The sequence below is a fragment of the Kitasatospora sp. NPDC056800 genome, from assembly GCF_042789775.1.
Classification (GTDB): domain Bacteria; phylum Actinomycetota; class Actinomycetes; order Streptomycetales; family Streptomycetaceae; genus Kitasatospora.
Genome location: NZ_JBHUAL010000081.1, coordinates 1 through 20,054, shown reverse-complemented (window position 1 = coordinate 20,054; position 20,054 = coordinate 1). Strand labels below are relative to the sequence as shown.

The following is a 20,054-nucleotide window of genomic DNA, read 5'->3' as shown; positions in this document are numbered from 1 at the left end:
GGGTGGGCCACCACCCCGCGCTCTGACCACCCCGCGCTCAGTCCCACTCCAGACCGCCGCGCCGCCACACGTAGGCGTACGCGACGAAGACGGTGGCGATGAACAGGAGCATCTCGACCAGCCCGAAGATCCCCAGGGCGTCGAAGGTCACCGCCCAGGGGTAGAGGAAGACGATCTCGATGTCGAAGACGATGAAGAGCATCGCCGTCAGGTAGTACTTGATCGGGAACCGACCGCCGCCCACGGGCTGCGGGGTCGGCTCGATGCCGCACTCGTACGCCTCCAACTTGGCCCGGTTGTAGCGCTTGGGGCCGGTGAGTGAGGCCATCACGACGGAGCCGACCGCGAACGCCGCCGCGATGGCACCGAGTACGAGGATCGGCGCGTAGGCATTCATAGCCCCCGCTCCCTCCGTCCAGTCGTCCTTGACTGCAGATCGGAACCGGCAGGTCACACTGAGGTGAACCCGCGTTCCGGTTCCCGAGATCCACCTCATGTGAGGCAGTTCACAAAGCCTGGAACGAGCGCATCTTATGCCCGTCGGCTTGTGATCTGCGACACGCAGTTCAACGCCATCTTTGTGATCTACGACACCCTGTAAATGGGGTCGAATGTGAGCATGCCCAGATTTGTCGACGCAAAGCAGTCAAACGATCACAAGCGGTCGCATTTACTTGTGAAGTGGCAGGTCAGGGGCGTGTTCCTATATCAACTATGCGTCGTAGGGAGCAAATTTTCAGACGTCATGTTGACGTGTTATAGCGGCTCACTCGCAGGGGTGGCGGGGCCCGAACGCTCGCTTGACCCTTCGTTCACAAGCGCGCGAGCCTGCCGTCGGGCGGGGTTCCCTTCCCCCTCTCCCGCGCGCCCGCCGTCCCGCTCCGGCGGTGCCCGCCGGGGCCGCGGGCCCTCGTGCTCCGGGGCGGGGCCCGCTACTGGCGGCCGGCCGTCTGCTCCCAGACCCAGGCCGCGATGCCCACCCGGTTGCGGGCGCCGATCTTGCGCTGGACGTTGGCGAGGTGGTTCTTCACCGTCCCCGGTGAGATGAACAGCCCTGCGCCGATCTCGGCGTTGGTCGCGCCGTCTGCCACCAGCTCGGCGATCTCCCTTTCTCTCGTGGTCAGTTCCTCCGTCGGCCCGACTGTCGGCTGCGGAGCCGCCGCGGCCGCCTTCGTGCCCAGCCCTGCCTTCGCGCCCGGCCCCGACTTCAGCGCCGGCTTCGGCTCCGCGCCCGGGAGTGCCATGTGCCGCAGCAGCCGGACGGTGACCTGCGGGCTGATCAACGCGTCCCCGGCCATCGCCGCCCGGACCGCCTCGATCAGCAGCACCGGCCCCGAGCGCTTCAGCAGGAACCCGGCCGCTCCGTGCCGCAGCGCCGTGTGCACGTACTCGTCCAGGTCGAAGGTGGTCACCACGATCACCTTGCACTGGTCGGCCAACTGGCGTGTGACCTCCAGGCCGTCGAGCTTCGGCATCCGGATGTCCGCGAGCACCACGTCCGGCCGCAGCCTCCGTGCCTCCGCCACCGCCGCGGCGCCGTCCGCCGCCTCCGCGACCACCACCATGTCTGGCTGGACGTCCAGGATCATCCGGAACGCGCTGCGGACGTCCGCCTGGTCGTCCGCGATCAGGATCCGAACCGGCCCTGTGCCACTGCCCATGTCCCGCACCTCTCCCCGTTGCCGACCTTCGTCGGCTCCTACGATCACGCCGGCCCCGTGCCGGCCTCCTCCAGCGGCAGCACCGCCGTCACCCGCCAGGCCTCCCGCTCGTGCGGGCCGGCTTCCAACAAACCGCCGAGGGCCTCCACCCGGGCCGCCAACCCCGGCAGTCCGCTGCCGCCGCCCCGGCGCGGCCGCCCCGCCGGGCCCGGTGCCCGACCGTCGTTGGTCACGGTCAGCTCCAGCCGTCCACCGCTGCGGCGGGCCCGGATCTCGACCGCCCGCGCGGCCGGAGCGTGCCGCCGGACATTGGTCAGGGACTCGACCACGATCCGGTGGACGGTGCCCTCCACCTCGCGCGGCACCGGCTCCTCCGGCAGCTCCAGGCGGACGTTCACGCCGCCCGTCGCGGTGAACCGCTCGGCCACCTCGGCGAGTTCGGCGAGTCCGGGCTGCGGACCGCGGCCGCCCTGCTCCTCGCTGCGCAGCAGCTGTACCGTCCGGTCCAGCGAGGCCAGCGCCCGCTGCCCGGCCTGCTCTATTCGCTGGAACATCTCGGCCGCGCCGGCCGGATCGATCCCCGCCAGATAGGCCCCCGCCTGGGCCTGGGCGACCATGCCGCTGACATCGTGCGCCACGAAGTCGTGCAGGTCGTGGGCCAGTTCGAGCCGCTGAGCCCGCCTGGCCTCGGCCACCGCCTCGCGGCGCCCCTCGTCCAGGCCCCGCAGGTAGAGCCCGACCAGGACGGCCGGCAGGGAGAGCATCGATCCGAACCCGAAGAGCGTGAGCGTGTCCGCGGGCCCCTCGACGAACGCGAACCGGGACGGCCAGAGGGCGACCGCTCCGCAGGCCGTCCAGGCCGCCGCCGCGCACCGCGGGCCGTCCTCGGCGCGCAGGCTGACGACCACCGACAGCAGCAGGACGGCCAGCTCGACCAGGCCGGCCAGCCCGGCCCACCGCTGCCCCTCCGTCCAGCGGCCGAGGAGCCAGACGGCGACCGTGACCACGACCGACGCCGCCCCGAGCGCCATGGTCACGGCCGCCGCCCCGTACCGCCCCCGCGCCACCCAGGCCGGCGGCACCAGGACCAGGACGATCCCGGACAGGATCTGAGTCATCGTCATCACCCCTTCTCGACCCTTCGACTGCCGTCACACTACGACGCCGCCCGGGCGGCGCGCCTGTGCCGATCGGCATATTTCAAAGGCCGGTTGAGCAGGAGGAACAGCCCGATCGGCATCTGCCGCGAACCCCTGGCGGGCCTCCAGTCTTGAGTCATCGCACCGGCCACGGAGGCCGGAGCCGAAGGGAGTCCACCACCATGTCGAAGCTCGTGATCACCGCCCGCGGCACCGCCCACCGGGCCGCGGCGGCGGCCCCGAACGTCCCGCCCGCCCCGCGCTGGGCCCGGCTCGCCGCCGGGGCCGCAGTCCTCAGCACCATCCCCTCGGGGCTGTGGCGGATCGCCTTCGGCTTCGGCGTCCCGGTCGGCTTCTCCGGCGCGACGGCCGCGGCGTACGGCGCGCACCAGCCGGGCTGGGGCACGGTCTACTGCGTGGCGCTGAGCGCCCTGGCGGAGGCGCTGGCCTTCCTGACCCTGGGCCTGGTCCGGCCCTGGGGGCTGGTGGCGCCCCGGTGGATCCCCCTGATAGGCGGCCGTCGGGTCCGGCCGCTCGCCGCGATCGTCCCGGCGCTGCTGGGCTCGGCGGTCCTCACCTATGTCGGCACGGCCGCACTGCTCGGCGGCTGGGCGCACAACCTGGCCGAACCGGATTCCCCGCACGGCTTCGCCGCCGTGGTGATGACGCTCGCCTACCTGCCCCTGGTCGCCTGGGGCCCGCTGCTCGGCGCGGTCGCCCTCGACTACGCCCGCCGGACGCTGCGGCGGCGCCGGTGACGAGGACGGCGGGTCACACCGGAGCCGGCTCCGCGCCCGGTCCCACCGCGTCGGTCCCGCTCTCACCCTCGCCCCCGGCCGGGCGCGGCGCCGGGGCGGGAGCGGCAGCAGGGGCGACAGCCGGGGCGGGGGCGGGTACGGGGGCGGTGCGCCGGCCCCACTCGGTCGCGACCAACACCAGGGCTCCGCCGAGCAGGGCGAGCGGGCCCATGCGGTTCCCGGCCACGGTGATGCCGAAGACGGCGGCCCAGAGCGGCTCGGTCCCGAGCAGCAGGCTCACCCGCGAGGGCGACGTGGCCCGCACGGCCCACATCTGGACGAAGAAGGCGAACAGGGTGCAGAACAAGGACAGGTGCAGCAGCCAGCCCCACTGGCCGGCCCCGTACGAACGCGCGACCGTCCACGGCGCGGGTCCGGCCAGGAACGCGACGGCGGCGAACACGCCGGTGGCCACCGCGAGTTGGACCCAGGTGACGGCGAGCACATCGGTGTCGCGGACGGCCCGGGTGCGGGCCATCGCGAGGACGTACGCCGAGCGGACGAGGGCGGCGCCCAGCACCAGCAGGTCACCGAGTGCCGGAGGGCGCAGCCCGCCGTCCCCGGTGAGCAGGGCGACGCCGAGGACGGCCAGCCCGGCGGCGGCGAGGAAGGCCTTCGGCGGCGCGGTCCGGGCGAGGGCGCTCTCGCCGAGCGGCGTGAGCACCATCGCGAGGCTGATGATCAGCCCGGCATTGGTCGCGGAGGTGTGCACGGCTCCGTAGGTCTCCAGCAGGAAGATCCCGCTGAGCACCAGCCCCAGTGCGGCGCCGCCGAGCCACTCGGCGCGGCTCAGCCTCCGCAGGGCACGCCAGGCGACCAGCCCGAGCAGCGGCAGCACCAGGCCGAACCGCAGCACCAGCATCGCCACGACCGTCCCGGGCTCGGCCACCCGCTGGACGGCGAGGAAGCTCGATCCCCACACCACGGCCACGAGCAGGACCGGAAGATCGCGAAGGACCGACGAGGACGAACCCTCGGACGGGTCGGACAAGGAGGCTGGCATGCGAAAGATCCCTCCGAACGAACGGAACCGGCGGGCGCGAGTACCGTACGGCGTCGGACGGACCCAGGAACCGGGCGGAAGGCCCGGCAGTGGACGGGGCGGTGCGCGGAGCAAGGGGGCGCCATCTTCGCGCACCGGGCCCCCGATGATCAATGCCCTCCACGGGCACGGTTGGGTCAGGCGGAGAACAGACCGTTCGCCGCGGCGATCGCCTCGATGTCGGCCGGGGTGCCGGACATGATGGCGCGGACGTGCTCGGTGACCAGCTCCACCGGCCAGTCCCACCAGGCCGCACGGAGCAGGCGCGCGATGTCGGCGTCGTCGAAGCGGCGGCGGATCGGGCGGGCCGGGTTGCCGCCGACGACGGTGTAGGGCTCGACGTCGGCGGTGACCATCGCCCCGGCCGCGATGATCGCACCGTCGCCGATCCGGACGCCGGGCAGGACGGTGGCCCCGTGGCCGAACCAGACGTCGTTGCCGACCACGGTGTCACCCCGGCTGGGCAGGCCCGTGACGATGTCGAGGGTCCGCTCGGTCCAACTGCCGCCGAACATCGTGAAGGGGAAGGTGGAGACGCCGACGGTCGGGTGGGCGGCGCCGGCCATCAGGAAGCGGGTGCCGGTGGCGATCGCGCAGTACCTGCCGATCACCAACCGCTCGGGGCCGTACGCGTAGAGGACGTTGCGCTCCTCGAAGCGGGTGGCACCGTCGGGGTCGTCGAAGTAGGTGTACTCGCCTACCTCGATCCGCGGGTCGGTGACGAGCGGGCGCAGCAGGACGACCCGGTCGTGGCCGGCGAGCGGGTGGAGGACGGTGGGGTCGGGAACGGCGGTGGCGGACACGCGGGCTCCTCTCGTAATGCGACGTAAGTCGCATTACGATGAGCATGACACGGCCGCCACCCCACAGCAAGACTTAATGCGACTGGAGTCGACTTTGACTGGAGCAACCCACCCCGCACCGGAGCCCCGCACCCCCACCCCGCGCCCGGGCGGCCGCAGCACCCGGGTCCGGGCCGAGGTGGTCGCCGCCACGCTCGCCGAGGTCGCCGAGAAGGGGTACGACGGGCTCACCGTCGAGGCGGTCGCCGCCCGCTCCGGCGTCCACAAGGCGACCCTCTACCGGCGCTGGGGCGGAGTGGACGGCCTGGTCGCCGACGCCCTGACCGCCTCCGCCGACCAGCCCTGGCCCCTGCCCGACACCGGCGACCTCCGGCAGGACCTCCTCCGGATCACCCAGGAGGTGTTCAGCGTCTTCACCGATCCGGAACTCGGCCCCACGCCCACCGCACTGATCTCCGCGGCCCAGCGCTCGGACACCGGCGCGGCCGCCCTGCGCGCCTTCTTCGCGGCCCGCCACCGCCAGGCCGCCGAGGTGGCCGAACGGGCCGTCGCTCGGGGCGAGCTGCCCGCCGGGACGGACGGCACCGAGGTGGTCCGGGCCGCCACCGCGCCGCTCTACTACCGCCTCTTCGTCTCCGGCGAGCCACTGGACGCCCGCACCGCCGAGCGGGCCGCCGACGCCGCGGCCATGGCCGCCCGCGCGGGACTCTTCACACCCACCACGACCACCCCGGAGCAGAACTGACAAACCATCACACTGTCGCCGCCCGGGGAGCCACGGCCGCCCCAACCCCTACCGCATCCCCATCCGGCCGTGGATGATGCACCCATGACAACACCGCCGTCCACCACCCCCCGGAAGGCCCGTCACGTGAAGCGCAAGCACTGGGCGCTGGTCGCCGCCGCCACCGTCCTCCCGCTCGTGGCGAGCACCGGCACCGCCATCGCGGACACCCCCGCGGCCGCGCCCCCCGCTACCGGCTGCGCCTACACACCGGCCGTCCCGGCCGACAACTTCAAGGGCATCCCGGTGTTCGACGCCAAGAAGGCGGCGAAGCCCTACCGCGCGACACTGCGGACCAGTCAGGGCCAGATCAGCTTCGAGGCCCTGACCGACAAGGCGCCCTGCACCACCTTCTCGTTCCGGTTCCTCGCCGAGCACGACTACTTCGACCGCAGCCACTGCCACCGCCTCACCACCCAGCGGATCTACGTCCTCCAGTGCGGCGACCCGACCGGCACGGGCAGCGGCGGTCCCGGCTACTCGTTCCCGGACGAGAACCTGACCGGCGCCACCTACCCGGCCGGCACCGTGGCCATGGCCAACGCCGGCCCGAACACCAACGGCAGCCAGTTCTTCTTCGTCTGGAAGGACACCAAGCTCTCCCCCGCCTACACCCCCTTCGGCCGGATCACCGGCGGTCTGGACGTGCTCCAGAAGATCGCCGCCGGCGGCGAGGACGACCAGAACAACCCGGGCGACGGCTTCCCCAACCTCCCGGTGAACATCCGCAACGTGAAGATCAGCGCCCGCTGAGGCTGCTCGTCCCCGGCGGGCCGGACAGCCCCGGCCCGCTCCCGCCCGCCCCCGCTCCCGTACGGTGGCAGCACCAACGACACCGCGTGGGAGCAGGAGCAACGCCGCATGGACAGCCGGATCTGGGAGAGCGTCGACGACCTGGTCGCACGGCTGGACGAGCAGAGCACGCAGTCGCCCCAGGAGGAGCGACTGCTGCGGATCCTCAAGCTCTCCGAGGAGGTCGGCGAGGTCGGTGCCGCGGTGATCGGCGCCACCGGCCAGAACCCGCGCAAGGGGGTCACCCACACCTGGGAGGACGTCCAGCACGAGCTCTGCGATGTCGTCTTCACCGCCCTCGTCGCCCTGAGGACCCTCACCCCCGACGCGGCCCGGATCTTCGACGAGCGTCTCGCCTACGTCGAGCAGCGCTCCGCCGCCTCCCGCCGGACGCCGGAGGCACCCCGGGCGGCCGAACAGCCGTAGGGCCGGCGGGGACGGACATCCCCACCGGCCCCAACACCCGGTCCGCGCCAGGCGTTCGGCGTCCGGCCCTTCGGCGTCAGCCGCCAGGCATCAGGCGCCAAGCATCAGGCGCCAGAGACCAGCCGTCAGGCACCAGCTGTCAGGCACCAGGCGCCAGGCACCAGCCGTCAGGCGTTCGGCGCGACCCTGGCGAGGCCGTTGATCACACGGTCCATCGCGTCGCCGCCCTGCGGGTCGGTGAGGTTGGCGAGCAGCTTGAGGGTGAAGCGCATCAGCATCGGGTGGGTGAGGCCGCGCTGGGTGGCGATCTGCATCACCTTGGGGTTGCCGATGAGCTTCACGAAGGCGCGGCCCAGCGTGTAGTAGCCGCCGTACACGTCCTTGAGGATGCGCGGGTAGGCCTGGAGGGCGCGCTCGCGGCCGCCGTCGGTGACCCGGGCGAGGGCCTGCACGATGACCCCGGCGGCGATCTGCCCGGATTCCATCGCGTAGGCGATGCCCTCGCCGTTGAACGGGTTGACCATGCCGCCCGCGTCGCCGACGAGCAGCAGGCCGCGGGTGTAGTGCGGCTGCCGGTTGAAGGCCATCGGCAGCGCGGCGCCGCGGATCGGCTCGGTCATGTTCTCGGGGGTGTAGCCCCACTCCTCCGGCATGTTGGCGCACCAGGCCTTGAGTACCTCGCGCCAGTCCAGCTCGCCGAACGCCGGCGAGGAGTTGAGGATGCCGAGGCCCACGTTGGAGGTGCCGTCACCCATGCCGAAGACCCAGCCGTACCCGGGCAGCAGCTTGCGGTCGCCGTCGCGGGTGTCCCACAGCTCCAGCCAGGACTCCAGGTAGTCGTCGTCGTGGCGCGGCGAGGTGAAGTAGGTGCGGTAGGCGACGCCCATCGGGCGGTCCTCGCGCCGGTGCAGGCCCATGGCCAGCGAGAGCCGGGTGGAGTTGCCGTCGGCGGCGACCACCAGCGGGGCCCGGAAGGTGACCGGCCGCTTCTCGTCGCCGAGCTTGGCGGTGACGCCGACGATCCGGCCGGTGCGCTCGTCCAGGACCGGCCCGCTGACGTTGCAGCGCTCGTAGAGCCGCGCGCCGGCCTTCTCGGCCTGACGGGCGAGCAGCTCGTCGAAGTCGGCGCGCTTGCGCACCAGGCCGTAGTCGGGGAAGGAGGACAGCTCAGGCCAGTCCAGCTCCAGCCGGACGCCGCCACCGATGATGCGCAGGCCCTTGTTGTGCAGCCAGCCGTTCTCGGTGGAGACGTCGATGCCCATGTCCACCAGCTGCTTGGTGGCGCGCGGGGTCAGGCCGTCGCCGCACACCTTCTCGCGCGGGAAGGCGGTCTTCTCCAGCAGCAGCACGTCCAGCCCGGCCTGGGCCAGGTAGTACGCGGTGGTGGCGCCGGCCGGGCCCGCGCCGACCACGATGACGTCGGCCGTGCTCTCGACGGGGCTGTCCGGCTTCGTCAGATCGGCTGCGGTCTCGGACACGTGGACACACTCCTGGAACTGCGGCGGGGGACGGCGGCTTTGTCTCCGGCAGTCTAGTTCCGCTCACGCCACCGGATGCGCCCCCGCCCCCGACCTCCGGCTCCGCCCGTCAGCCCCAACCACCAACCCGAGCCGAGCAGCCGGGCAGCCGGGCAGCCGAGCGACCGGGCCGCGGGCCCGCCGAGCCCCGAGCCCGCCGAACCCGGCTACGCGATCTTGTACGCCCGGTGCAGCGCGACGATCCCACCGGTCAGGTTCCGCCAGGCGACCTTCGACCAGCCGTTGTCCTGGAGCTTGGCGGCCAGCCCCGGCTGGTCCGGCCAGGCCCGGATGGACTCGGCGAGGTAGACGTACGCCTCCGGGTTGCTGCTGACGGCGGTCGCCACCGGCGGCAGCGCGCGCATCAGGTACTCGGTGTAGACCGTCCGGAACGGCGTCCAGGTCGGGGTGGAGAACTCGCAGATCACCAGCTTGCCGCCGGGCTTGGTGACCCGCTGCATCTCGCGCAGCGCCTCGTCGGTGTCCTGGACGTTGCGCAGCGCGAAGGAGATCGTCACCGAGTCGAAGGTGTCGTCCGCGAACGGCAGCCGGGTGGCGTCGCCGGCGGTGAGCGCCAGCTCGGGGTGGCGGCCCTTGCCCTCGGTGAGCATGCCGACCGAGAAGTCGCACGGGACGACCTTCGCCCCGGCCTCGGCGAAGGGCAGCGAGGAGGTGCCGGTGCCGGCCCCGAGGTCGAGCACGAGGTCTCCCGGCCCGGCGGCCACCGCCTCGGCCACCGCCCGGCGCCAGGCGCGGGCCTGGCCGAGGGAGAGCACGTCGTTGGTGCGGTCGTACTTGGCCGCGACGTCGTCGAACATGGCGGCGACTTCGTGCGGCTGCTTGTCCAGAGAGGCTCGGGTCACGCCCCCCATTGTTCACCCTCGCACGGACACCCCGACCAACGGGGCCGCGCCCACGGACCTCACCGGCCTCACCCGCGGACCTCACCGGCCGCCCCCCACGGTCCTCACCGGCCGGGCCGTACCCGCACGCCCCCGTCAGTGCTGGGCGCGCCGCCCGCCCGCGCGGCGCCGCCGCCGGGACCGCTTGCCGTGGGTTATCGCGGGCATCCCGTCCGCGAGCGCCCCCGCCGCCAGCGCGAGGTTGGCGGCCAGCGCCCCCTGCCCGCTGCGGACCGCGAGGGCCTTGTGGTGCCGACGGATGCGCAGCACGCAGATCACGAAGAACACGAGGGCCACCGGCACGCTGAACCGGGCCAGGCCCACGCCGACCGGCTGCGGGTAGGTGTCGCCGCAGATCCGTACCGCGCCCGGGTCGTCGGCGGCGTGCTCCAGGCAGACCGCGTCGCCGACCTTGGCGCTGTCCGAGAGCGGCAGCGCGGCCGCGGTGTGCGGCTCCCCGTCGGCCCGGTAGCTGACGGCGCTGTAGGTGCCGCCACCGGTCGGGAGCTGGGTGACGACCCCCTCGACTCTCACCGGGTGCGCCTCGATCCGGTCGGCCTGGTCGGCCTGGCGCCAACCCAGCAGGCACATGCCGACGGCCAGCACTGCGCTGAGCACGGCGGCGAGGTACCAACCACGGCCCATCCGCGGGGTGCGCGGCGGGGGAACGGTCGCGGTTCGCATGGTTCCTGTCCTGGCTTGCCGTCGGGGCCGGGGACACGGCCCCGCCACCCGCGGGCGCGGGCGGTGGTGTGGTGAGGGTACGGAGTGGGTGAGCTGTCCGGGATCGTATCCGCTGGCGGGCCCTCAGGTCACGATGAAGGGACAATCACTCTCCGGTATCGGCCCCGGAGTTCGGGTGCACACGAAGGAAGTCCCGTGCGCCACAAGGAAATCCGGCTACTGACGAGTACGTCACACCCGCCGTGACGCCCGTCTCAGCGTCGGCGGTACACCAACCGCCCGCCCAGCACCGTGGCCAGGCACCCGCCCGCCACCGGTTGCGCGCCCCCGTCCCCCGCGACCGCGGCCGTCGCGAACACCGCGAAGTCCGCCCGGCCCCCGGCCGCCACCCGCCCGTACACGGCCTCGGCGAACGGCAGGACGGCCAGCGGGTCCAACGGCCGCGCGCCACCGTCCTGCGGCCCGCCGTCCTGCGGCCCGCCGCCCACCCCGCCGGACGACACTGCGGACGACACGGCGGAACCGGGCAGCCCCACGACCCCCGACCGCGCAACCGCCGTCCGCACCGAGGCCCGCTCGAAGGGCCCGGCCACCGCCGTCACCCCGTACCCGAGCATCCGCTGCAGCCCCCGACGGGCGCTGGCCCCGCACCGCGCCTCGTCGGTGGACCCGGCCAGCCCGTCCGCCACCGGTTCGACGCCGACCTCCTCCCGCGGATCCGGGTGGTACGCGCGTTCCAACAGCCAGTGCCCGTACGGATTGCGCAGCCCGGGGGCGAGCACGGCCGCCCCCCAGTCCCGCACCCGCGCGCCCGGGTACCCGGTCGCCAGCTCCCCGTACGGCCCGACCGCCTCGACCAGCTCGCCACGCACCACCACCGCCCCGTCGGCGATGGACGGGGCGGTGGGATCGGCCGGGTCGGGCAGCACGAACGCCGCCCGGTGCAGAGTCAGCACAACAGCGCCTTCGACTTCGACAACAACGGCAAGTGCAACGGCAACGGCAACAGCGCCGACGCCGGCACCGCCATCAGCGGCACCGGCAACGGCACGACAAGAAGGGAGGAGGAACGAGGACTCAGTTGTCCAGGATCTTCAGCTCGGGGTGCGCGGTGCCGCCCTCGATCGCCGTGGAGGCGATGTGCGAGGCGACCCGCGGGTCGACCGGGTCGTTGGCCGGGTCGTCCAGCACCCGCAGGTGCTCGTACGTGGTCGAGCGCTGCGCCGGGACGCGGTCGGCGGCCCGGATGAGGTGGATCAGCTCGGTGAGGTTGGAGCGGTGCTTGGCGCCCGCCGCCGAGACGACGTTCTCCTCCAGCATCACGGACCCGAGGTCGTCCGCACCGTAGTGCAGCGACAGCTGGCCGGCCTCCTTGCCGGTGGTGAGCCAGGAGCCCTGGATGTGGGCGACGTTGTCGAGGAACAGGCGGGCGATCGCGATCATCCGCAGGTACTCGAAGACGGTGGCCTGGGTCGAGCCCTTCAGGTGGTTGTTCTGCGGCTGGTAGGTGTACGGGATGAAGGCCCGGAAGCCGCCGGTGCGGTCCTGCACGTCGCGGATCATCCGCAGGTGCTCGATCCGCTCGGCGTTGGTCTCGCCGGTGCCCATCAGCATGGTGGAGGTGGACTCCACGCCGAGGCCGTGGGCGATCTCCATGATCTCCAGCCAGCGCTCGCCGGACTCCTTCAGCGGGGCGATCGCCTTGCGCGGCCGCTCCGGCAGCAGCTCGGCGCCGGCGCCGGCGAAGGAGTCCAGGCCCGCCTTGTGGATCCGGGTGATGGCCTCCTCGACGGAGACGCCCGAGATCCGCGCCATGTGCTCGACCTCGGAGGCGCCCAGCGAGTGGATCACCAGCTGCGGGAAGTCGGCCTTGATCGCCGAGAACGCGCGCTCGTAGTACTCCACGCCGTAGTCCGGGTGGTGGCCGCCCTGGAACATGATCTGGGTGCCGCCCAGCTCGACCGTCTCGGCGCAGCGGCGCAGGATCTCGTCGAGCTCGCGGGACCAGCCCTTGTCGCTCTTCGGCGGCACGTAGAAGGCGCAGAACTTGCACGCCGTCACGCAGACGTTGGTGTAGTTGATGTTGCGCTCGATGATGTACGTCGCGATGTGCTCGGTACCCGCGTAGCGGCGGCGGCGCACCGCGTCGGCGGCGGAGCCGAGCGCGTGCAGCGGCGCGGAGCGGTAGAGCTCCAGCGCCTCCTCCGGGGTGATCCGGCCGCCGGCGGCGGCCCGGTCGAGCACGGCCTTCAGGTCGGTGCTGGACGCATCGAGGGTGGTCGCTGCGAGCTCGGTCACCTGGCGGCCTTCTCTCTCTCAAGTGCTACTCGGGTACGGCCGAACCAGCCTACGCCAGCACATTCCGCCGCCCGCGTCAGCCCGCTGAACAGCGCGTGGAGCACCCCGGACCACCCCCGAGCAGCTCGGACCACGCCTCAACCGTTCGCCCTGCGCATCGTGCCCGCCGGGTTCCCGGCCGGCGGGTCGGCGGAGGTGAACCGGACCGTCCCGTCGGACTGGAGGGTGAGCGTCTCCGCGTTGGAGCCGCCGGTGCAGGCGCCGGGGATCGAGGAGCGGACCAGCCGGGACTGGAACACCAGCGCGGTGGCGGAGGCCGACCTGAGCGTCCAGGCGCCCTCGCAGCTGATCGAGATCAGCCCGGAGGCCGCGTTGCGGCTGGTGGTGCTCTCCTGACCGATCGCCGCCGGACGGACGGTGAGCGTGGTGGTCCCGGCGGGCAGCCCCTTGTCGGTGACCATGTCCCCGCTCCAGGTGCCCAGGAAGGCGGCGGGCACCACGCTCGGCCCGCCCGTCCCCGGCGGCACCGCGCCCGGGGCGGACGGCGTCGCGCTCCCCGGAGCACCGGGGGCCGACGCCACCCCGGAGCCGAAGGCCCCGCTCGGCAGGACGGCCTGGCTCGGATCGACCGACACCTCCGGCAGCGGCCCCACCGTCGGCGACGGCCCCGAGGCCGCCGGTTCGGCCCGGTGCAGCCACTCGTACAGCCCGTACCCGCCGCCCCCGAGCACCGCGAGCGCCGCCACAGCCGCCGCGACCGCCACCCCGGTCCGGACCCGCCGCGGCCGCGCCCCCGCCGGCTCGTCCCAGACACCCGAGCACAGCGGCTGCCGATCCCCCTCGCCCTCCGGCCCACCCCCGGATGCGACGGTCGGAGTCCGCACCACCCCGGAAGCACCCGCCTCCGGAGCCGCCCCACCCGAAACCGGCTCCCCCGAAGCCCCCGGAATCCCCTCCGGGTCCGAGTCCGGGTCCAAGTCGAGGTCCAGGTCCAGGTCCAGCAGCCCCACCGCACTGCGCCCCACCCCCGCCGCCAGCTCCGCCGGCAGCCAGCCGCCGTGCGACAGCCGGGTGGCGGCCGTGCCGTCCGGGTCCAGCCGGTCGTGGAGCTGCCGCGGGGTGGGGCGGGCGGCCGGGTCCTTGGCCAGGCAGGCGAGGACGGTCCCCCGCAGCGGCTCGGGCAGTCCGGCCACGTCCGGTTCCTCGTGCAGCACCCGGTAGAGCAGCACGGCCGCGCTGACCCCCTCTCCGAAGGGGTGCACGCCGGACCCGGCGAAGGCGAGGACGGCGCCGAGCGAGAAGACGTCCCCGGCCGGCCCGACCGCCTGCCCGTTCGCCTGCTCGGGTGACATGAAGCCGGGCGAACCGACCACGTAACCGGAACGGGTGAGGCCGCCGGCGGCGTCCAGTGCCCGGGCGATCCCGAAGTCGATCAGCCGGGGCCCGTCCAGGGTGAGCAGCACGTTGGAGGGTTTGACGTCCCGGTGCACCAGGCCGAGCCCGTGGACGTGGGCCAGCGCCCCGGTGAGTCCGACGCCGAGCGAGCGCACGGCCGGCTCGGGCAGCGGCCCGTACGTCCGGACGGCCTCGCCGAGCGCGGGGCCCGCCACGTAGCCGGTGGCGACCCAGGGCTGCCCGCCCTCGGTGTCGGCGTCCAGGACCGGCGCGGTCCACGCGCCGCCGACCCGCCGGGCGGCGGCCACCTCCTGCCGGAACCGGGCGCGGAACTCGGCGTCGTCCGCGAGTTCCGACCGCACCACTTTGACGGCGACGGTGCGCCCGCCGGCCGTCCGGCCGAGGTAGACCCGGCCCATCCCGCCCGCGCCGAGCCGCCGCAGCAGCCGGTAGCCGCCCACCTGGCGCGGATCGTCCGACCCCAGTGCCCGCATCCCCGTACGCTCCCTCGCCCGCTCGGCCACGCGCGCCGCCGACCGCCGACCGCCGGGGGCCGAGCGGCCACCCGGCCGGCCGACCACCCGGGTCGGCCGTCCGGTCGGCCAGCCGACCGACCGTCAGCCGGACGCGCCTCGGGTGCAGACCGTACCGGGCCCGGGCGGGCCCCGCCCGGCCCGCGGACCGGAACGGGGCCAGGAGCCGGACCGCGCGCCCCCGGGGGGCCGTCGTCACACTCCCGTCGCCCCGCGGGCGGGGGCGAGGACGGGCCCTACGACCCCAGCGGCAGCGCCGCCGGCTCCAGCAGCCGCACCGCGACGTCCGGGGCGAACCCGCTGTCGTGCGCGACCCGCCGGGCGAACTCCGTGACCCCGGCCAGCTGCCGCTCGCCGAGCGAGAAGTCGAGCGCCTCGCTGAAGTACCGCTCCAGCACGTCCGCCCCGATGGTCTCCCAGCGGGCGGCCTGCTCGGCGACCTTGGTGGCCTCCACCAGCGACAGGTCGCGGGACTCCAGGAAGGCCCGGTGCACCGCGGCGGTCATCTCCGGGGCGCGCTCGGCGAACTCGCGCCGCACCGCCCAGACCGCGAAGACGAAGGGCAGTCCGGTCCACTCCTTCCACATCTCGCCGAGGTCGTGGACGGTCAGCCCGAGGTCGGCGGCCTGCCCGAGGTAGGCGCGCAGGGCCGGGTCGCCGATCAGGACGGCGGCGTCGGCCTCGGCGAGCATGGAGCCGAGGTCCGGCGGGCAGCTGAAGTAGTCCGGGCGCACGCCCTCGCGCTCCTCCAGGAGCAGCCGGGCGAGCCGTACGGAGGTGCGGCTGGTGGAGCCGAGGGCGACCCGGCGGCCGTCGAGGTCGGCGAGCGGCACCTTGCTCACGATCAGGCAGGACATCACCGGGCCGTCGCTGCCGACCGCGATGTCCGGCAGGACGAGCAGGTCCTCCGCGTTGCGCAGGTACTCCACGCAGGTGATGGGGCCGATGTCGAGGGCTCCGTCGACGAGCTGGTCGCTCAGCTTCTCCGGGGTGTCCTTGGTGAGATCCAGATCGAGCAGGTTGCCGGTCCTGGCGAGCCCCCAGTAGAGGGGGACGCAGTTCAGGAACTGGATGTGGCCGACCCGCGGCCTGACCGGGGTGTCCTGCCGGGGCTCCCGCGTCCGCGCGTCCGGTGTTCGTGCTTCCGGTGCTGCCACTGCGCCGCTCCCTTGCTGTTCGTGCCTCCCCGCAGCGTATGCCTGCTGTCGGCGGTGGCTCGCACCGGCCACCCGACACGCCTTCACGCGCCGCCGGCGGGCCTTTCCACGCCCGCCCCCACCCTGACGAACGGCCTGACGCACACCCTCCCGACCGGCCGACGGCCACCCGGCAACCGACCCGGCGAACACCCGCAACAGCCTTGCGCCCGGCCCCTGTGAGCGCCTCAGGACCGCCCTACGACACGCGCCTTCCACGCCGTAAGTGACCTCTGGTCGTCACAGCGGCCGCATGCTAGCGTTGCCCTCAGTTGCAGTTTGATTCCCCTTGCAGTACTTGAAGCCTGCGGAGCATGTAACCGCAGGCTTTTTGTAGTTTTTCAGCAATATCGAAAAATTTCGGACACGTCCGGAGGCAGGGCGATCAGCGCAGCGGACCGGGTGCCACACGGTGTGGCCCCCGACACGCCTCGCAAGGAGAACGGCATGGCCACGGGAACCGTCAAGTGGTTCAACGCTGAGAAGGGCTTCGGCTTCATCGCCCAGGAGGGCGGCGGCCCGGACGTCTTCGTCCACTACTCCGCCATCAACGCGAACGGCTTCCGTTCGCTGGAGGAGAACCAGGCGGTCACCTTCGACGTCACCCAGGGCCCGAAGGGCCCGCAGGCGGAGAACGTCACCGCTGTCTGACCATCCTCTGATGATCTGATCGCTCGTGGACCCCGACGGGTCCGCCGGCGGCTCCCGACAGCCGCCACCATGAGCACAAGAGCAGTACCCAAGGGGGCCCGCCCGTCCGGCGGGCCCCCTGCCTTTTTTCGAACGCCTTCCGGCCGAACTCCACTCGAACGTCACTCGAACATCGAACGGGTGGTTCGGGCCGGGAAGTTCGGGTGCGGAGAAAAGGAATGCGGAAAGGGCCCTCCCCCGTCACCGGGAGAGGGCCCTTTCCGTCCGGTCGATCGGACGTCCCCTCTGGCGTCCGATCGGGCATTCGGCCTCCGGCTGAGCGGCCGGACCGGAGGCCGAACGAGCCTCAGGCCGCGGCCGTGGCCGCTCCGCCCTGGGCGGCGACGACGGCCGGCTTGGCGTCCTCCTCGTACAGGTCCCCGGACGGGTTGTTGTACGCGGCGACGTCCAGGATCTTCTCCCGGGCGGCGACCACGATCGGCACGACGACCTGGCCGGCGACGTTGGTCGCGGTGCGCATCATGTCCAGGATCGGGTCAATGGCGAGCAGCAGGCCGACGCCCTCCAGCGGCAGGCCCAGGGTGGACAGGGTCAGCGTCAGCATGATGATCGCGCCGGTGAGGCCCGCGGTGGCGGCCGAGCCGACCACCGAGACGAAGGCGATCAGGATGTAGTCCTTGATGCCCAGCTCGATGTTGAAGACCTGGGCGACGAAGATCGCGGCGACGGCCGGGTAGATCGAGGCGCAGCCGTCCATCTTGGTGGTGGCGCCGAACGGCACGGAGAAGGACGCGTACTCGCTCGGGACGCCGAGGCGCTCGGTGACGCGGCGGGTGACCGGCAGGGTGCCGACCGAGGAGCGGGAGACGAAGGCCAGCTGGATGGCGGGCCAGGCGCCCTTGAAGAAGTGCAGCGGGTTGAGCCCGGCGGCGAAGCGCAGCACCAGCGAGTAGACGACGAACAGCACCAGCGCGCAGCCGAGGTAGATGTCCAGGGTCAGCGTGGCGAAGGGCTTGAGCAGGTCCCAGCCGTACTTGGCGACGGACTTGCCGATCAGGCCGAGGGTGCCGAGCGGGGAGAGCCGGATGACCCACCACAGGGCGGTCTGGGTCAGCTCCAGCACGGACTCGCTGAGCTTGAGGACCGGCTCGGCCTTGGCGCCGAGCTTGATGATCGCCGCGCCGACCACGACCGCCAGGAAGACGATCTGGAGCACGTTCACCTTGGCGAACGAGTCGACGATGTTGGTCGGGAAGATCCCGGTCAGGAAGTCGATCCAGGTGCCCTTGGAGTCGAGCGCCTTGAGGCCCTCGGTCTTCAGGTTGGTGCCCTCGCCCGGGTTGGTCAGCAGGCCCAGGCCGATGCCGATGCCGACCGAGATCAGCGAGGTGATCATGAACCAGAGCAGCGTGCGGGTGGCCAGGCGGGCCGCGTTGGTGACGTTGCGCAGGTTGGCGACGCTCACCACGATCGCGGTGAACACCAGCGGCGGGACGGCGACCTTGAGCAGCTGGACGAAGATCTTGCCGATCGTCTCCAGGGTGGTGGCCAGCCAGGAGATGTCGGCGGCGCGGGCCAGGTAGCCGAGGCCGACGCCGAGCACGAGGCCGGCGACGATCTGCACCCAGAAGGGCGTCTTGCGGATGCGGGCGAGCACGGACGGCGACGAGGTCGCCTCGGGCGCTGTGGACATGGGGGAGCGTCTCCGGGGGAGGGCGTTGCTGACGGTGAGGTGGGGGCGGAGCAGGCGGCACGGCGCGGGGCCGGACGAAGGGGTCGGCCCCCGATCAGGGGCGTGCCGCCGCGGTACAGCTCGGGGCGGTACAGCGCATGGCGCGGCAACGGCCCATGGCGCGACAACGGCGCGGACTGTCCACAGCACCGGTCAGAGCACACGGGCGGGCGGCGCCGGGCAGCGGGCCCGGGCCGTGCATCCGCAGTGCGTCTGAGGCTGTCATGGCCGATACGTTAGCAGCAAAGGTTTGAGATGTTCAAAGTACTTGTTTGAGGTCACGGAGAGTTCCTGCCCACCCGAGCCCCGCCGCGAACCCGCGCTCCGGGCACGAACGAAGCTGACGCCCCATCAGATCGACTCGGTGGTCCGATTGACCGCTGAGCGGTTATACGTATAACTTTGGCGGCGTCCCCGCCCCTGCCTGCCCACCCGGAGAGGACGCCGATGGGCTACCTCGCCCTGCTCCGTGCCCCGCACGTCACCCGCCTGCTATTCGGCACCCTGCTCGGCCGCCTGCCCGCCGGCATGACCGCCCTCGTCATCGCCCTCGCGCTGCGCGACGCCGGAGTGGCGTACGGCCGGGTCGGACTGGCCACCTCCTGCTACGCGATCGCCGCCGCCGTCGGCGGGCCGGTGCTCGGCCGGATCATCGACCGCACCGGACAGCCGCGCGTCCTGCTCGCCTCCGCCGTGGTGGCCGGCGGCGGGTACGCGCTGCTCGCCCTCGCCCCCGGCTCCGCGATCGGCGCGCCGGTCGGGGCCGCGATCGCCGGCCTCGCCATGCCCCCGCTGGAGCCCTGCCTGCGCTCGCTCTGGCCGGACGTGGTCGAGGAGAAGCAGCTCGACACCGCGTACGCCTTCGACTCCGCCTCCCAGCAGATCCTCTACGTGGCCGGCCCGCTGGCCGTCGCCGCCATCTCCGGACTGTTCAGCCCGGTCGCCGCGCTCTGGGTGGCCGCCGGACTCGGACTGGCCGGCGCGCTGATCGTGGCCACCACCGGACCCGCCCGGTCCTGGCGCGCCCCGGCCCGGGAACAGTCCGCCGGACTGCTCGGACCACTGCGCTCCCCCGGGCTGGTGCTGCTGCTGGTCGGACTGGCCGGGGCCGGCTGGGCCGTCGGCGCGCAGAACGTGCTGTTCATCGCCTACGCCGAACGGAACGTCGGCGCGCTGCCCGGCGGCGGAGGCACCCTGCTCGCCCTGGCGGCGCTCGGCGGCCTGCTCGGCGCACTCGCCTACGGCGCCGTCAGCTGGCGGCAGACCACGGCCACCCGCACCTGGATGATGGCCCTCGCGATGGCCGCCTCCTACCTGCCGCTGATCGCCCTGCCCGGGCCGTACCCGATGGCCGCGCTGGCCTTCCTCTCCGGGATCATGCTGGCCCCGCTGCTGGCGGCGGCGTTCGTACTGGTCGCCGAACTGGCGCCGACCGGCACCGTCACCGAGGCCTTCGCCTGGCTGGTGACGCTGTTCGCCACCGGCAACTCGCTCGGCTACGCCGTCTCCGGCAAGCTCGCCGAGGACTCGCTGCGCCCGGTGGCCCTGTGCGCGGTGGGCGGCATCGCGCTCGGCGGGCTGCTGCTGTTCGGCGCCCGGCGCTGGTTCCACCCGGCGCCGGCCGCCCCCGCTGAGCAGCCCGTCCCGGTGGGCTGACCCGCCCCCACGAACGACCGCGCCCGCCGGTGGTCTGGCCGGCGGG

The 20,054-nt window shown here is 73.0% G+C and carries 19 protein-coding genes; 6 read left to right on the top strand and 13 right to left on the bottom strand.

Annotated features, from left to right (window positions below):
- Positions 1-37: 37 nt before the first annotated feature.
- From ACFRQN_RS19320 to ACFRQN_RS19310, 3 genes are all read right to left on the bottom strand, one after another.
- Positions 38-397, bottom strand: coding sequence for an NADH-quinone oxidoreductase subunit A (locus tag ACFRQN_RS19320; RefSeq protein WP_030060100.1), 360 nt, complete (start codon positions 395-397; stop codon positions 38-40).
- A 535-nt stretch (positions 398-932) separates the two neighbouring features.
- Positions 933-1,661 (bottom strand): response regulator, encoded by a 729-nt coding sequence (locus ACFRQN_RS19315; protein ID WP_380741303.1) that lies wholly within the window; start codon positions 1,659-1,661, stop codon positions 933-935.
- A gap of 44 nt (positions 1,662-1,705) precedes the next feature.
- Positions 1,706-2,785 carry a sensor histidine kinase gene (locus ACFRQN_RS19310; protein ID WP_380741301.1) on the bottom strand — a complete coding sequence of 360 codons (1,080 nt, stop codon included), beginning with the start codon at positions 2,783-2,785 and terminating at the stop codon, positions 1,706-1,708.
- A 197-nt stretch (positions 2,786-2,982) separates the two neighbouring features.
- Between ACFRQN_RS19310 and ACFRQN_RS19305 the strand changes: the two genes are divergently transcribed.
- Positions 2,983-3,558, top strand: a complete 576-nt coding sequence (locus ACFRQN_RS19305) for a hypothetical protein (RefSeq protein ID WP_234348343.1) — start codon at positions 2,983-2,985, stop codon at positions 3,556-3,558.
- Positions 3,559-3,571: 13 nt separating this feature from the next.
- Here the strand turns inward: ACFRQN_RS19305 and ACFRQN_RS19300 are convergent, their stop codons facing one another.
- Positions 3,572-4,600: a DMT family transporter gene (locus tag ACFRQN_RS19300; RefSeq protein ID WP_380741300.1), complete on the bottom strand. Its 1,029-nt coding sequence runs from the start codon at positions 4,598-4,600 to the stop codon at positions 3,572-3,574.
- A 176-nt stretch (positions 4,601-4,776) separates the two neighbouring features.
- Complete coding sequence (locus ACFRQN_RS19295) at positions 4,777-5,442, bottom strand: CatB-related O-acetyltransferase (RefSeq protein ID WP_380741298.1); 666 nt, start codon at positions 5,440-5,442, stop codon at positions 4,777-4,779.
- Between the two features lie 94 nt (positions 5,443-5,536).
- Here ACFRQN_RS19295 and ACFRQN_RS19290 point away from each other — a divergent pair, with 94 nt between their 5' ends.
- The 3 genes from ACFRQN_RS19290 (at position 5,537) to ACFRQN_RS19280 (ending at position 7,444) form a co-directional block, all read left to right on the top strand.
- Positions 5,537-6,187 (top strand): TetR/AcrR family transcriptional regulator, encoded by a 651-nt coding sequence (locus ACFRQN_RS19290; protein WP_380741297.1) that lies wholly within the window; start codon positions 5,537-5,539, stop codon positions 6,185-6,187.
- 84 nt (positions 6,188-6,271) lie between these two features.
- Positions 6,272-6,979, top strand: a complete 708-nt coding sequence (locus tag ACFRQN_RS19285) for a peptidylprolyl isomerase (protein WP_380741296.1) — start codon at positions 6,272-6,274, stop codon at positions 6,977-6,979.
- Between the two features lie 108 nt (positions 6,980-7,087).
- Entirely contained in the window at positions 7,088-7,444 is a 357-nt protein-coding gene (locus tag ACFRQN_RS19280) for a MazG-like family protein (RefSeq protein ID WP_380741295.1), read from the top strand.
- 167 nt (positions 7,445-7,611) lie between these two features.
- On the opposite strand, the gene ACFRQN_RS19275 is transcribed toward ACFRQN_RS19280, so the two are convergent.
- The 7 genes from ACFRQN_RS19275 to ACFRQN_RS19245 all read right to left on the bottom strand — a co-directional run bounded on the left by ACFRQN_RS19275 (position 7,612) and on the right by ACFRQN_RS19245 (position 15,930).
- Positions 7,612-8,901 (bottom strand): geranylgeranyl reductase family protein, encoded by a 1,290-nt coding sequence (locus ACFRQN_RS19275; protein ID WP_117491907.1) that lies wholly within the window; start codon positions 8,899-8,901, stop codon positions 7,612-7,614.
- A gap of 227 nt (positions 8,902-9,128) precedes the next feature.
- Complete coding sequence (locus ACFRQN_RS19270; protein ID WP_049651181.1) at positions 9,129-9,824, bottom strand: demethylmenaquinone methyltransferase; 696 nt, start codon at positions 9,822-9,824, stop codon at positions 9,129-9,131.
- A gap of 135 nt (positions 9,825-9,959) precedes the next feature.
- On the bottom strand, positions 9,960-10,547 hold the full coding sequence (locus ACFRQN_RS19265; RefSeq protein ID WP_074005515.1) for a hypothetical protein: 588 nt from the start codon (positions 10,545-10,547) through the stop codon (positions 9,960-9,962).
- 254 nt (positions 10,548-10,801) lie between these two features.
- Positions 10,802-11,503, bottom strand: a complete 702-nt coding sequence (locus ACFRQN_RS19260) for a hypothetical protein (protein ID WP_380741294.1) — start codon at positions 11,501-11,503, stop codon at positions 10,802-10,804.
- 121 nt (positions 11,504-11,624) lie between these two features.
- Complete coding sequence (gene mqnC, locus ACFRQN_RS19255) at positions 11,625-12,845, bottom strand: cyclic dehypoxanthinyl futalosine synthase (RefSeq protein ID WP_049651178.1); 1,221 nt, start codon at positions 12,843-12,845, stop codon at positions 11,625-11,627.
- A gap of 137 nt (positions 12,846-12,982) precedes the next feature.
- Positions 12,983-14,734 carry a protein kinase gene (locus ACFRQN_RS19250; protein WP_380741293.1) on the bottom strand — a complete coding sequence of 584 codons (1,752 nt, stop codon included), beginning with the start codon at positions 14,732-14,734 and terminating at the stop codon, positions 12,983-12,985.
- 275 nt (positions 14,735-15,009) lie between these two features.
- Complete coding sequence (locus tag ACFRQN_RS19245; protein ID WP_049655679.1) at positions 15,010-15,930, bottom strand: menaquinone biosynthetic enzyme MqnA/MqnD family protein; 921 nt, start codon at positions 15,928-15,930, stop codon at positions 15,010-15,012.
- Positions 15,931-16,416: 486 nt separating this feature from the next.
- On the opposite strand from ACFRQN_RS19245, the gene ACFRQN_RS19240 reads away from it, so the two are divergent.
- Positions 16,417-16,620: a cold-shock protein gene (locus tag ACFRQN_RS19240; RefSeq protein ID WP_045692393.1), complete on the top strand. Its 204-nt coding sequence runs from the start codon at positions 16,417-16,419 to the stop codon at positions 16,618-16,620.
- Positions 16,621-16,966: 346 nt separating this feature from the next.
- Here the strand turns inward: ACFRQN_RS19240 and ACFRQN_RS19235 are convergent, their stop codons facing one another.
- Positions 16,967-18,313 (bottom strand): dicarboxylate/amino acid:cation symporter, encoded by a 1,347-nt coding sequence (locus tag ACFRQN_RS19235; protein WP_049655677.1) that lies wholly within the window; start codon positions 18,311-18,313, stop codon positions 16,967-16,969.
- A 486-nt stretch (positions 18,314-18,799) separates the two neighbouring features.
- On the opposite strand from ACFRQN_RS19235, the gene ACFRQN_RS19230 reads away from it, so the two are divergent.
- Positions 18,800-20,008, top strand: coding sequence for an MFS transporter (locus ACFRQN_RS19230; RefSeq protein WP_380741292.1), 1,209 nt, complete (start codon positions 18,800-18,802; stop codon positions 20,006-20,008).
- Positions 20,009-20,054: the final 46 nt, after the last annotated feature.

Excerpts from the sequence above, each read along its gene's own strand:
- ACFRQN_RS19265 (WP_074005515.1), bottom strand. The coding sequence starts at position 10,547 with ATGCGAACCGCGACCGTTCCCCCGCCGCGCACCCCGCGGATGGGCCGT.
- ACFRQN_RS19285 (WP_380741296.1), top strand. The coding sequence starts at position 6,272 with ATGACAACACCGCCGTCCACCACCCCCCGGAAGGCCCGTCACGTGAAG.
- ACFRQN_RS19300 (WP_380741300.1), bottom strand. The coding sequence starts at position 4,600 with ATGCCAGCCTCCTTGTCCGACCCGTCCGAGGGTTCGTCCTCGTCGGTC.
- ACFRQN_RS19250 (WP_380741293.1), bottom strand. The coding sequence starts at position 14,734 with ATGCGGGCACTGGGGTCGGACGATCCGCGCCAGGTGGGCGGCTACCGG.
- ACFRQN_RS19240 (WP_045692393.1), top strand. The coding sequence starts at position 16,417 with ATGGCCACGGGAACCGTCAAGTGGTTCAACGCTGAGAAGGGCTTCGGC.
- ACFRQN_RS19320 (WP_030060100.1), bottom strand. The coding sequence starts at position 397 with ATGAATGCCTACGCGCCGATCCTCGTACTCGGTGCCATCGCGGCGGCG.
- ACFRQN_RS19280 (WP_380741295.1), top strand. The coding sequence starts at position 7,088 with ATGGACAGCCGGATCTGGGAGAGCGTCGACGACCTGGTCGCACGGCTG.
- ACFRQN_RS19230 (WP_380741292.1), top strand. The coding sequence starts at position 18,800 with ATGGGCTACCTCGCCCTGCTCCGTGCCCCGCACGTCACCCGCCTGCTA.
- ACFRQN_RS19305 (WP_234348343.1), top strand. The coding sequence starts at position 2,983 with ATGTCGAAGCTCGTGATCACCGCCCGCGGCACCGCCCACCGGGCCGCG.
- ACFRQN_RS19310 (WP_380741301.1), bottom strand. The coding sequence starts at position 2,785 with ATGACGATGACTCAGATCCTGTCCGGGATCGTCCTGGTCCTGGTGCCG.
- ACFRQN_RS19315 (WP_380741303.1), bottom strand. The coding sequence starts at position 1,661 with ATGGGCAGTGGCACAGGGCCGGTTCGGATCCTGATCGCGGACGACCAG.
- ACFRQN_RS19235 (WP_049655677.1), bottom strand. The coding sequence starts at position 18,313 with ATGTCCACAGCGCCCGAGGCGACCTCGTCGCCGTCCGTGCTCGCCCGC.